Origin of the sequence: Bradyrhizobium sp. STM 3566 (assembly GCF_045571445.1) — a bacterium.
In the GTDB taxonomy this organism is placed as follows: Bacteria; Pseudomonadota; Alphaproteobacteria; order Rhizobiales; family Xanthobacteraceae; genus Bradyrhizobium; species Bradyrhizobium vignae.
The window spans coordinates 2,167,666-2,179,961 of sequence record NZ_CP120692.1 but is presented as its reverse complement, the minus strand read 5'-3'; the positions used below and the strand labels follow the sequence as shown (position 1 = coordinate 2,179,961).

At 62.3% G+C, this 12,296-nt stretch carries 12 protein-coding genes; 9 read left to right on the top strand and 3 right to left on the bottom strand.

Translation table 11 applies throughout. From position 1 onward, the window contains the following. The first annotated feature begins 105 nt into the window (after positions 1-105). The 9 genes from P6U27_RS10355 (at position 106) to P6U27_RS10315 (ending at position 9,247) form a co-directional block, all read left to right on the top strand. Positions 106-309, top strand: coding sequence for a hypothetical protein (locus tag P6U27_RS10355; RefSeq protein WP_245509538.1), 204 nt, complete (start codon positions 106-108; stop codon positions 307-309). Positions 310-463: 154 nt separating this feature from the next. Further along, positions 464-1,708 (top strand): ABC transporter substrate-binding protein, encoded by a 1,245-nt coding sequence (locus P6U27_RS10350; RefSeq protein ID WP_122402081.1) that lies wholly within the window; start codon positions 464-466, stop codon positions 1,706-1,708. Between the two features lie 103 nt (positions 1,709-1,811). Beyond that, on the top strand, positions 1,812-2,687 hold the full coding sequence (locus P6U27_RS10345; RefSeq protein ID WP_407193984.1) for a branched-chain amino acid ABC transporter permease: 876 nt from the start codon (positions 1,812-1,814) through the stop codon (positions 2,685-2,687). 1 nt (position 2,688) lies between these two features. Continuing rightward, on the top strand, positions 2,689-3,615 hold the full coding sequence (locus tag P6U27_RS10340; protein ID WP_122402079.1) for a branched-chain amino acid ABC transporter permease: 927 nt from the start codon (positions 2,689-2,691) through the stop codon (positions 3,613-3,615). Beyond that, complete coding sequence (locus P6U27_RS10335) at positions 3,615-5,096, top strand: ATP-binding cassette domain-containing protein (RefSeq protein WP_162500562.1); 1,482 nt, start codon at positions 3,615-3,617, stop codon at positions 5,094-5,096. Before P6U27_RS10340 ends, P6U27_RS10335 begins: the two co-directional genes overlap by 1 nt. 41 nt (positions 5,097-5,137) lie before the next feature. After that, complete coding sequence (locus P6U27_RS10330) at positions 5,138-6,376, top strand: ABC transporter substrate-binding protein (protein WP_407119898.1); 1,239 nt, start codon at positions 5,138-5,140, stop codon at positions 6,374-6,376. 187 nt (positions 6,377-6,563) lie between these two features. Next, positions 6,564-7,874, top strand: a complete 1,311-nt coding sequence (locus P6U27_RS10325; protein WP_122402076.1) for an ABC transporter substrate-binding protein — start codon at positions 6,564-6,566, stop codon at positions 7,872-7,874. 415 nt (positions 7,875-8,289) lie between these two features. After that, the gene (locus tag P6U27_RS10320; RefSeq protein ID WP_407193983.1) at positions 8,290-8,475 is read left to right on the top strand and encodes a hypothetical protein; all 186 of its coding nucleotides are present in this window, start codon (positions 8,290-8,292) and stop codon (positions 8,473-8,475) included. A gap of 499 nt (positions 8,476-8,974) precedes the next feature. Further along, the gene (locus P6U27_RS10315) at positions 8,975-9,247 is read left to right on the top strand and encodes a hypothetical protein (protein ID WP_129143965.1); all 273 of its coding nucleotides are present in this window, start codon (positions 8,975-8,977) and stop codon (positions 9,245-9,247) included. A gap of 359 nt (positions 9,248-9,606) precedes the next feature. Here P6U27_RS10315 and P6U27_RS10310 read toward each other — a convergent pair whose 3' ends face one another. The 3 genes from P6U27_RS10310 to P6U27_RS10300 all read right to left on the bottom strand — a co-directional run bounded on the left by P6U27_RS10310 (position 9,607) and on the right by P6U27_RS10300 (position 12,079). Further along, positions 9,607-10,776 carry a Gfo/Idh/MocA family protein gene (locus P6U27_RS10310; RefSeq protein ID WP_407193982.1) on the bottom strand — a complete coding sequence of 390 codons (1,170 nt, stop codon included), beginning with the start codon at positions 10,774-10,776 and terminating at the stop codon, positions 9,607-9,609. A gap of 40 nt (positions 10,777-10,816) precedes the next feature. Beyond that, entirely contained in the window at positions 10,817-11,131 is a 315-nt protein-coding gene (locus P6U27_RS10305) for a septal ring lytic transglycosylase RlpA family protein (RefSeq protein WP_122402073.1), read from the bottom strand. A gap of 102 nt (positions 11,132-11,233) precedes the next feature. Then, positions 11,234-12,079: a CmcJ/NvfI family oxidoreductase gene (locus tag P6U27_RS10300; RefSeq protein WP_129143967.1), complete on the bottom strand. Its 846-nt coding sequence runs from the start codon at positions 12,077-12,079 to the stop codon at positions 11,234-11,236. Positions 12,080-12,296 lie beyond the last annotated feature (217 nt).

Below are 12,296 nucleotides of genomic sequence, written 5' to 3'. Positions count from 1 at the left end.
ACAATTGAGAAGTATGAGGCGTGAAGTGCGGACCGGATGGCCTGCGCTGCGATGTCAACGGCAATGTCTGTTCCTTCGGCGCCTGCGCATTTCGAGGAACAAGCCATGCGCATCGTGATCTGTGGCGGCGTGATCGGCGCTTGCACCGCTGAGTTCCTGGGCCGCCACGACATCGATGTCGTTGTCGTCGAGCGGACCGAGGTCGCCGCCGCCTCCGGCTTCGTTGCTTCCGATGGCGTCCGCCTCGGAATGCACCACCTGATGCTCACGCATGCCCCTCGACGGAATCTGCATGCCTGCGTGCGATGAGGGTCCCGCAGGTATCCTGCCCGCAATTGCGCAGCGCTAGACTTTAGTCCTCTCCCACGATCCTGAACGCAGTTTCACTTGCCGAGAAGGTCTCGGCCGGTATAGTCGCGGCCCAATGGCTCACAAGAGGCCTGTTCAAGGGAGAGAACAACATATGAAAAAACCACTCTCTATTGCATTGCGAATACCGCTCGCTGCGGCCGCGGTCGGTGCGCTGATCACGGTGTCAGGCGCAGCGCTTGCAGCGGATCCGATCCGAATCGGCGTGATCGCGGAAGCGCAGGCGATCGCGGGCGCATCGATCCCGCAGGCGGCGCAACTTGCAGCGGACGAGATCAACGCACGCGGCGGCGTCGACGGCCGCAAGATCGAGATCGTCTCTTACGACAACCACTCCTCTTCGGCAGACTCGGTGCGCGCGTTCCAGCGCGCGGTGAACGAGGACAAGGTCAACGCGGTCATCGCGAGCTATATCAGCGAGGTGGTCCTGGCGCTGGAGCCCTGGGCCTCACGGCTGAAGACGCCGTTCGTCACACCGGGCGCGGCGTCCAACGAGATCAGCAAGAGCGTCCATGCCGACTACGAGAAGAACAAATATACCTTCCACGGCTACCTGACCTCCGCGGCGCTGGCGCTGTCGGTCTGCGACGCCGCCAAGGATCTGCTCGTGGACAAGATGCACATGAAGTCGGCTGTCATCATGAGCGAAGATGCCGCGTGGACCAAGCCGCTCGACGTCGGTTACGAGGAATGCCTGCCCAAGATCGGGCTGAAGGTGCTCGATCACATTCGCTTCTCACCTGACACCACCGACTTCACGCCGATCTTCAACAAGATCGAGGGCGCCAGGCCCGACGTGATCATCACCGGCATCTCGCACGTGGGCGTGCAGCCGACGGTGCAGTGGAAGAACCAGCAGGTGCCGATCCCGATGTTCGGCATCTCCTCGCAGGCGACCAACGAGACCTTCGGCAAGGACACCAACCAGGCCGCGGAAGGCGTGCTCTACCAGGGCGTCTCCGGTCCCGGCGTGGCGGTGACACCGAAGTCGGTGCCGTTCGCGGAGAACTTCAGGAAGAAGTTCGGCAACTTTCCGTCCTATGCCGGCTACACCGCCTATGACGAGGTCTACTACATCGCAGACGCAGTGAAGCGCGCCGGCTCGACCGACGCCGACAAGCTGGTCACCGCGCTGGAGAAGACCGACTGGGAAGGCACGATCGGCCGGGTCCAGTTCTACGGCAAGGACGATCCGTTCACCCACTCGCTCAAATACGGCAAGGGCCTGATCACCGGCCTGATGCTGCAGTGGCAGGACGGCAAGCAGGTTGCGGTCTGGCCCAAGGAGGTCGCCAAAGCCGACGTCAAGTTTCCGAGCTTCATCAAGCTCGGCAATTAGGCAGGGACATGCTCCCGGGATCACCTCCCGGGAGCTTCCATTTGCGACCCTCGCAGCACCTTCCCTCAAAGCGGCAGTTTGACTGCCACGCGGCCAATCATCAATGCGAGTTTTCCAGATTCTGATAGATGGCTTTGCCATCAGCGCTCTCTACGCTCTCGGCGCCACCGGCTTCACGCTGATCTTCGGCGTCTCCGGCGTCCTCAACCTCTCCCATGGCGCCATCATGGTGGCGGCAGCGGTGGCGGCCTGGGCTGCCGCGAGCATCCTCGGCGTCGGCACCTATGCCGGCGCGCTGATCGGGGTGGGCGTTGCGCTCCTGATCGCCTTTGCTACTTACTTTGCGGTGGTGAAACCGATCCAGGATTCCCGGCGCATCCCGAACGAGGAAAAGGAGATCTTCGTCCTCACCGGCACGCTGCTGTGGGGCATCATGATCCAGGAGCTGATCGCCTACTTCTTCACCAACAACGCCAAAACCGTGCTGCCGATCGTCGAGGGCGTGGTCGAGATTCTCGGCGTCCGCACGCCGACGAACGAGATCTTCACCGCGATCGTATGCTGCCTCGTCATCGCGCTGTTGTGGCTCCTGGTGAACCGTACCCGGATCGGCAAGGCGGTGCTGGCGGCCTCGATGAACCCTCGCGGCGTCACCCTGCTCGGGTTCGAGCTCACCAACATCTACATCGTGGTGTGGGCGATCTACGGCACCCTCGCCGGCATCGCCGGCGTGCTGCTCGGGATGTTCTTGGGCGTCAGCTCCTACAGCGTCGGACCGCTGACGGCGAGCGCGTTCTCGATCGTCGTGCTCGGCGGCCTCGGCAGCGTCTCCGGCTCACTGATCGCGGCCTTCGTGGTCGGCTATCTCGAAACCTTCACGGCCTATCTGCTCTCGCCGGCCTACCGCACCATTCCGGCTCTGCTGCTGCTCGTCATCGTGATGTACATCCGGCCCCAGGGCCTGCTGGGGAGGCGCTGAGATGCCCACTTTCTTCACCTCGCGCCTGTTCTTCGTCTCGCTGGCGCTCGTCATCCTCGGTGCAACGCTGCCGCTCTACGTCTCCGGCTATGTGCTCGGACTTCTCACCGTCGCCTTCTATTTCGGTGTGTTCGCGATGGCCTGGGACCTCCTGTTCGGCTTCGCCGGCGAAGTCAATTTCGGGCCGACCTTCCTGATCGGCGTCGGCGCCTACACCGCCGGCATTCTCAACAACCAGTTCGGCTGGTCGGTCTATCTCTGCATCGTGCTGGGCGCCCTCGCCTCCGTCATCGCCGGCCTCGTGCTGGCACTCCCGGCGCTCAGAGTGCGCGGACCGTATTTCGGCCTGACCACGCTGGTCGCAGTGCTGATGCTGCAGAACTTCATCGTGGTGTTCGCCGATCTCACCGGCGGCGAGATCGGGCTCACCATCCCCGATGTCATCAGCATCAATGCCGGCGCCAACTATTGGATCGCGCTCGGCTTCATGACGATCTCGGCGGCAATCCTCTATGGCCTGTCGCAATCGCCTGTTGGACTCGTGCTGCAAGCCAGCGGCCAGGACCCGGTGCAGGCCGGCGCGCTCGGCTTCAACATCGTCAAGCACAAGCTCTTCGCCTTCGTCGTCAGCGCCTTCTTCTCCGGTCTGTCAGGCGCGCTGCTCGTGTTCTACTTCGGCACGGCCTCGGTCGGCACCGTCGTCGACGTCGCTGTCGGCGTCAACGTGATCGTCTCGGCCGTGCTCGGTGGGCGGCGCACCGTGCTTGGCGCGGCGCTGGGCGCGATCTTCCTGATCGTCGCCGGCGAATTCCTAAGACCGACAGGCGAGCTTGCGACTTTCATCGTCTCGGCGGTTGCCCTCCTCGTCGTGCTTTTCTTCCCCGGCGGCTTCCTCGGAGCGGCCCTCTCGCGTGAGGCACGTTCGTGATGGATATGAGACTATCAAACAGGGCCGTGCTCGAGGTCCGCGGCCTGACCAAGCGCTTCGGCGGCCTGACCGCCGTGAAGAATCTCGGCTTCGAGGTCAACGCCGGCGAGATCTTCGGCCTGATCGGGCCGAACGGCTCGGGCAAATCGACCGCGATGAAGAGCGTGATGGGCATCGAGCGTCCGACCGCGGGCGAAGTGATCTTCGAGGGCGAGAACGTCGCCGGTCTGCCCGCGCACAAGATCGCGCGCAAAGGCTTCGGCATGGTGTTTCAGCATTCGCGGCCGCTGAACCGGCAAACCGTGCTGGAGAACATCATGGTAGCGCTGCTGCCGGACAGCCTCTTCATGCTGTTTCCCGACAAGGCGCTGGTCGAGCACGCCAAGTGGATCGCGGACCGCGTCGGACTCGGCGCAGTCATGAACCGTCGCCCGCCGACACTGCCCTTCGCCGATCTGCGCCGACTCGAGCTTGCCAAGGCGATCGCCCGCGACCCCAAGGTGGTGCTGGTCGATGAGCCATTCGCCGGTCTGACGCGCGCCGAGGTCGACGTCTTCTCCGACCTGATCCGCAGCTTTCGCGACGAGGGCCGCGCGGTGATGCTGGTCGATCACAACGTCAAGAGCGTCGCCGCCCTCGTCGATCGTGTGCTCGCGATGTATCTCGGTGAGGAGATCGTCACCGGCAAGGCCGACGATGTGATGCGCAACGAAACCGTGCGGCGGGTCTATCTCGGCGGCGCCATCGAGACCCATGCGCGGCCGGAGACCAGCTTCAAGGACAAGGTCCCGCTGCTCCAGGTCGAGAATGTCAGCGTTTTCTATGGCAAGGCGCAGGCGCTGGAGAACGTCTCGATCCACGTCCACGAGGGCGAGTTCGTGTCGATCGTCGGTCTCAACGGTGCCGGCAAGACGACGCTGTTCAACACCATCTCCGGCTTCTTGCCCTATAGCGGCGAGATCCTGCGCGGCGGCGAAAAGCTGCGCGGCACGAGCCCGGCGAAAATCGCGCGCAGCGGTCTCGTGCAATGCCCGGAATCGCGCGAGCTGTTCGGCGAGATGACGGTGCGGGAGAATCTCGACCTCGGCGGCCAGCATCTGTCCGACGACAAGCGCGCCGCGCAGCTCGCATGGCTGTTCGAGCTGTTCCCGATCCTGAAAGAGCGTCAAGGCCAGCTCGCGCAGACCCTGTCGGGCGGCGAGCAGCAGATGCTGGCGATCGGCCGCGCGCTGATGATGCAGCCGCAGATCCTGATCCTGGACGAACCGACGCTCGGCCTTGCCCCCGTCATCCTCGAACAATTGTCCAGGGCACTCGAAAAGCTGCGTCAGACCACCTCTATCACCGTGCTGCTCGGCGAGCAGAACGTGACGTTCGCTCTTCCGCATGCCGACCGTGTCTATGTGCTCGAACATGCGCGGATCGTCTGGGAGGGCGATCCCGGCCGTTTCGCCAGCGAAGCCGGCGCCGATTTTCTGTAAGTCCACGAGCATCGACAAGAAGCATAGAAAGGGAAACGATCATGCGACCATCGACGATCTTGAACCGCAGCCTGCTCGCCTCGGCGCTGGCGTTGTGCCTCGCTGCTCCCGCCTACGCGCAGTCGAACGATCCGATCAAGATCGGCGTCATCGCCGAGGTGCAGGCGATCGCGGGTGCGGCGACTCCCGGCGGCGCACAAATCGCCGCCGACGAGATCAACGCCAAGGGTGGCGTGCTCGGCCGCAAGGTCGAGATCGTCACCTACGACAACAAGAGCTCGTCGGCGGACTCGGTGCGCGCCTTCCAGCGCGCGGTGAGCGAGGACAAGGTGTCAGCAGTGATCGCAAGCTACATCAGCGAGGTCGTGCTGGCGCTCGAGCCCTGGGCGGCGCGGCTGAAGATGCCGCTGATCACACCGGGTGCCGCGTCGAACGAGATCACAAAGGCGATCCACAACGACTACGAGAAGAACAAGTACACCTTCCACGGCTATCTGACCTCGGCGGCGCAAGCCCAGCTCGTCTGCGACGCGGCCAAGGATCTCTTGGTCGAGAAGCTCAAGTTCAAGACCGTCGCGATCATGAGCGAGGACGCGGCCTGGACCAAGCCGCTCGACGTCGGCTACGAGGCCTGCCTGCCGAAGGCCGGTCTCAACGTGGTCGAGCACGTCCGCTTCTCCCCTGACACCACCGACTTCACGCCGATCTTCAACAACATCGAGAGCAAGAAGCCGGACGTGATCGTCACCGGGATTTCCCATGTCGGCGTGCAACCGACGGTGCAGTGGAAGAACCAGCAGGTGCCGATCCCGATGTTCGGCATCAGCGCGCAGGCCCTGAGCCCGACCTTCTGGAAGGACACCAATGGCGCGGCCGACGGCGTGCCGTCGCTGGCGGTCGCGACACCCGAGGTCGCCGTGACCTCCAAGACGAAGCCGTTCGCGGCGGCTTTCAAGGCCAAGTTCGGCACCCCACCGGCCTATACCGGCTACACCGCCTATGACGAGGTCTACATCATCACCGACGCGATCAAGCGGGCCGGGTCGACCGACCCCGACAAGATGGTCGCCGAGCTCGAGAAAACCGATTACGAAGGCACGATCGGCAAGATCCAGTTCTACGGCAAGAACGACGAGTTCACCCACGGCATCAAATCCGGCCCCGGCTTCGTGACGGGCCTGGTCTTCCAGTGGCAGGACGGCAAGCAGGTCGTGGTCTGGCCCGACAAGATCGCCGAAGGCAAGATGAAGTTTCCGAACTTCGTGAAGCTGTCGCAGTAATTGGCTCACGCCCGCATCAGGCCCATCGCTCCGACGGGAGCGGTGGGCTTTTCGCTGTCTTTCGCAGGTGCGTTGTGCCGCCGCCGGCGCCTATCGACCTTGGGCGCTGTTGACTTTCAATCGTCGCGCTCCCCATACTTCGCAAAAAACAACAACCAATCATAAGACGCTTTTGAGGGAGGATAGGATGCCGACTTCACGCAGGCAGCTGCTGAAGACATCGGCGGCTGCCGCCGCCGCACTCAGCCTCGATTGGACCAGGGCCCAGGCGCAAGCCGAGACCTTGCGCATCGGCCTGATCTACGACCTCACTGGCCCGTTCGCCGCCGGCGGCTCGGTCGCCTCGTCAATCGGCGCGCAGATCGCGATCGATCTCGTCAACGAGAAGGGCGGTATCGGCGGCAAGACCAAGGTCGTTCCGGTCGCCGCGGATTCCCAGAGCAAGCCCGACGTTGCGATCAACGAGGCCGAACGTCTGATCAACCAGGAGAAGATCGACATTCTCAACGGCGTCTATGCGAGCTCGCATGCGGTGCCACTCGCGGCCAAGGTCGAGCAGCAGAAGAAGATCCTCTGGATCACGACTGCGGTCTCGACCGCCGTGTTCAAGGACAAGAACCTGCAATACGTGTTTCGCGCGCAGATCCATTCGGATCAGTACGGGCAGGCGTTTGCAGGCTTCATCACCGAACATGCGAAAGCCAAGCTCGGCATGGACCCGAAGGAGGTCAAGGTCGCGTTGATCCACGAGGACGGCCCCTATGGCGTCGGCGTTGCCTCTGCCGATGAGGCCTATGCCAAGCAGGCCGGCATCCAGGTCGTGCTGCGCGAGGGCTATTCGGCCTCGGCGCCGGACCTGTCGGTGCTCGTCACCAAGATCAAGCGTGCCAAGGCCGACGTGATCTCGCATGCCGGCTACAACCCTGACATCACCTTGTTCCTGCGTCAGGCGCGCGAGAGCGGATTGCGCTTCAAGATGCTGTTCGGGGCCGGCGCCGGCTACAGCCAGCTCGACAAGCTGCGCGCCACCTTCGGCGCCGACATCGACAATTTCTGCAACATCGATCCGGTGCCGGCGCAGCTGCTCGATCCTGCCAAGCTCGCGCCCGGCATGGGCGATCTGATCAACGCGATGGTGACGCGCTACAAGGCCAAGACCGGCGCCACCGACGTGCCGCCGCACTGCTCGATGGGCTTCAACCAGACCTGGGTGCTGCTCAACAACGTGCTGCCGGTCGCCAAGGAGAAGTATGGCAGCTTCGACCCCGAAGCCATTCGCAAGGCGGCGCTCGACGTCGACATTCCCGCCGGCGGCACGATCCAGGGCTATGGCGTGAAATTCTTCCCGCCGGGCACCCCGCTCTCCGGCCAGAACGAACGCTCGACACCGGTGGTGATGCAGAACGCCGGGGAGCACATCTCGGTGGTGTGGCCGACCAACATCAGAACGCAGGACCCGGTGTTCCCGCTTCCGAAAGGCTCGACCTACGGGGCGTAACCGCCGCGCTGACGGTGCACCTCTCCGCTTGTCGTGGTCTTGCTGTGGGAGAGGGGGCCCGCCGCGCGAGCGGCGCGCCGGGTGAGGGATCTGTCTCCGCGAGTGAAGCAGCGCGCCAACCAATCGGTGCCGCAACGAACCCCCGCCGCGCTGGAGACGTTGCAGCCGATGGTGCTTGCATCCAGTGGTAGTTATTTTCGCGCTGTGGTTGGATATTCGATCGCGCGGCCACGCCCTGAAGTTGTGGGACGAAGTTTTACTGAAACACGAGCCTGCTATAATAGCCTTTAGGTAATTGACCCTGCTCCTTTTTTCGCATGTCGCAAGGCTGGCGCAGCCGGCGAACGGGCACGCATCCAGCGGCGACCCTTATTGGGAATACGCATAATAGTGATAGTCAACGATGGGGGTGACCATGCCCGCCATGTTCGAGCTGCTCTATCGCGAATATTGCCGCGCCCGCCTTACAGAAATGCGGAAACAGCTTCTGCTCACGAGCAATCGTCCTGAGCTTCTAAAAGCGGATTGCGATGCTGCTGATCAGAGTAGCTTTGGCACGGCGGACACACAGCACGAAGTCCGGCACGGCGCACAGAGTTGAAGCGCGCCACGAAACAGGAGGCCTCCCCTCGCCGCAACAGCAATCAAGAAAGATCGTCCCCCAGGAAGCAACATTGAATGCGCCGAATTCTATACTGCGTCGATTGCTTGAGTTTCGTGCCGGACCATTTTTGACTTAATGACTGTCGGAGCTTGGCAGGCGGCCTGGAGCGCGACGGCATCAAGCTCGGTGATCGCATTGCCACCATCGCCTGGAACACTTGGCGCCATTTCGAAGAAAGGTCACGGCGGTAGCGCGCGGCTAATCAATCTGTGCCGCAATGACGTAAGCACCACATACCGCGCTGACGGTGCACCAGCCTTGTGGGAGAGGGTGTCTCGCCGCACGGCGGCGAGATGGGTGAGGACTTCTCTCGGCGAGCAAAGCTCTCGACCTTCGAACGATGCCAAGATGCGAGCTAGTTCACAATGAACCGGGTGACAGAAGCAGTCGCCTTGCTTTGGCAGCAACTACGTTGCCTATATCTGAGAGGTGTATCATGAAGACGGCACTTCTTGTTGCAGCTATTTTGGCTGTTGGTATTGTATCAGCTAATGCTGGTAGTGATCAGCGTCATCGTTCATCACTCCATAACAGACACCATACTGGATCAGCTATGATGGCTGTTGGCGTTCCAACAGGCGGTGGTGTTGACCAACGATCTGCCTCGACACTTTATAGGCAGAATCTGCGCGACTCAGGCTACAATGCTAGAGAGAACTTCGATAAAGATGGTCATATGTGCGTGTCCTGCAATTATCAGGGCAATTGACGAAGCTAGTGTGAGGACTGAAAGCGCGATCACAATGGATCGACCAGCCTGAGAAGAAGAATCGAGGGCGGGCGTCCAGATAGAGACCTCGCACGCTTTCAAATACGAGCTTCGCCGAGAAATAGCCCAAGGGATTCCCAAGTGGATTTCCTCAAGTGGATTTCCTCAAGTGGATTTCCTCAAGTGGATTTCCTAAAGCGCGATGAGATTTGGATGAATCGTCATCGCGCTTTAGCTTCTTGTTTACGCATGATCTTTCCGGAAAACCGCTTCGCACTTTTCCGGATCATGCTTTAGGCTTTCTTTGTTTGCGCGCTCACTGCTCGGCCATGCGCGCGGCCAGCTCAGCGGCCTCATCACTAAAACACCACCCTTCGCCCCTCCTCCGCCGCCCAGTACCCCGCGTAGTTCACCTTGATCGTCTCGTACGCGAGCGCCAGGTTCGACAGCGGCTGTCGTCCGGTCGCGACGCATTCCATGAAGTCCTGGATCTCCTGCAAGTATCCGCGCGTCCATTCCTCCTCGAGGCAGACATATTGCCAGCCGGTCTTGCGGTCGACCTTCTCCGTGATGTAGACGCTGGCGAGCTTTTCCTCGGAGGTCTGATAGCTCATCAGATGCGTGTTCGGGGTGATGTTGGCGAACAGCGAGCCCCCGCTTGTGTAGGTCTCGATCAGGTTGCGCACGCCGCCCATGATCATGTCGCCTGAGAACACGGTGGCCTTGGTGCCGTCGGAGAAGGTGGCGGTGAGCGTGCCCCAGTCCTCGACATCGACGGGATTGGCCTTGATGTAAGAGCGTTCCTCGGGCTTCAGCCCGGCGGTGACGTTGCCGACATCGCAAGTGACGCTGGCGACGCGGATGGTCTCGCCGCGCGCCTTGGCTTCCACCTGCTTCAGATACAGCACGGCCGAAAGCGGATGGCAGCCCATGCGGATCAGCGAGCCGCCGCCGGTCATCGCCCATTGCGCGGCATGTGCCGCGTGCGAGCCGGAATGGCTCTCCTCGCCTTTCATGAACAGGATCTTGTCCTTGGTCGCCTTGAGGATCTCGGCGATCTTGGTCACCGCAGGCGCGTATATCCAGTCCTCGGCATACATGAAGAGCTTGTCCGTGCGCTCGATCGCAGCACGCGTCCGGTTCATCTCTTCGATCACGCGCTCATACATCAGCGCCTTCGGCACGCGCTTGCCGATCGGCTGCGTGTCGCCCTCGCGGCCGAAATAGCCGGCGAACGGTTTTTCGCAGATGACGTGCTTGCCGGCCTGCATGCTGGCGACGATCATCCCGGCATGGAGGTTGGGTGGCGTGCAGATGTCGATGACGTCGAGCTCGCGGTCCGCGATCAGATCGGCGAAACTCCGGTAAACGCGCGGGATATTGTGATGCCGGGCGAATGCGACAACCTTGTCGCCGCGCGCAGCCACGGCCGCGACCTCGACGTCCACGCCATAGACACGCCGGAACGCATACATGTGCAGCTCCGACACGAAGCCGCAGCCGACGAGTCCCACCCTGATTCTGGCCATGGCGCCCCCTTTTGGGCGGCACTATAGCGTGCCTCGAGGTCTAATCCACCGAGACGCGCACCACGCCTGCGCTCATCATGCCGAGCGCGCGGGCGGCGGGCACCGAGAGATCGACGATGCGGCCGCGGATGAAGGGGCCGCGATCGTTGACGCGGCATTGGATCGTGCGCCCGCTGTAGGAGACCCTGAGCACACTGCCGAACGGGCGCGTGCGGTGGGCGCAGGTCAGCTCGCCGCCTTTGCCGGCTTTTGCGTATCCGTAATAGGAGGCAAGGCCGCTTTCGGCTTTTGCAACGGACATCAAGGCAAGAGATAAAGTCACGAGACCAAGCAATAGAGTCGTCTGCGCGTGCACGGCACCGCTCCCGGGTTGGCCTGCCCGGCGCTGCAAACGTCGCTTGTTCCCTCAGGTTCCGGGAACCCTGCCGGGAATGCCCGGCAGGGCCATCACACTTTGTTACTGCTTGTGGAATACCAGCGTTCGGACCTCGATGCTTTCGCGCGGCGCCGCATCGGCCGGCGTGGTCGGATCGACGAATGCGGTATGCGGCCCGAAGCGGGTGCGACCATCCGTTGCGGAATCGTAGCACTTCAGCAGCAGCGCCTCGTCGGGCGTCATCTCGGGAAAATAGAACCAGCGGTGGTTCGGATTGTACTTCACCGAATAGATCTCGCCGCGGCGGTTGGGATAGATCAGGTCGGAGGCGACGAGATCGTCGGCCGCCACCGTGGTGCCGTCGGCCATGGCGAGCGGTGAATCGCGCAAGGGGCCGCGGATCGGCCGCCAGAGATTGATCACCTGCACACGTCCCTTCAGCAGCTCCTCGGCTTCATCAGGCAGATGCTCGCGCACGCGATTGGCCCCGGAAACCGCGGTCTGGTCGACATGAACGCGCGTCGCCGGCTGACGCGGCCCGCCGCCCCGGATGTCCGGGGCGCCCTCGACGCGCTTGCGCACGGTGTGGTCGAAGATGAAGACGCGATCGGCCTTCAGGGTCGCACGCAGGAAGGCTTCGACGGCCGGATAGTACACCGTCCTCACCTCCTCGTCGTCGTAGAAATCCTTCACCTGGGTCGGATGGCGCACCAGCGCAAAGCCCTCGCGATCAAGCGAGAAGTTCTGCGCGATCAGCCGCGCGTCGAAGATCGGGACCTGATGCGGCTCCGGCAGCGACGTGCTCTTCGGCTCGCCCGGCGGCGGATCGAAGGCATAGGTGCGCGGCTTGGCTGATGTCGGGGCGAGATAGTTGAGTTCGGCAGTGACGAAGGGAAGCGATTCGATTCTTGTTTCTTGCAGGCCCATGGCCGGTCTCCCGATGTGGTCGTCGAATTGATCTTTGCGGGAGTGCACCGTGCCGCAAGAGGTGCGATGCAAATAGCAACGAGGGTGTTGTCAGCAGTGAGGAGTGAAGAATGAAAACGTCGAGAAATGCGAGTGTTATGGAAACGCCATTCTCGTCTCACAGATGCTTGAGCGGTTCGTGAGGCCTCGTGCCCCGGACGCGGCGCAGCAGCGCTTC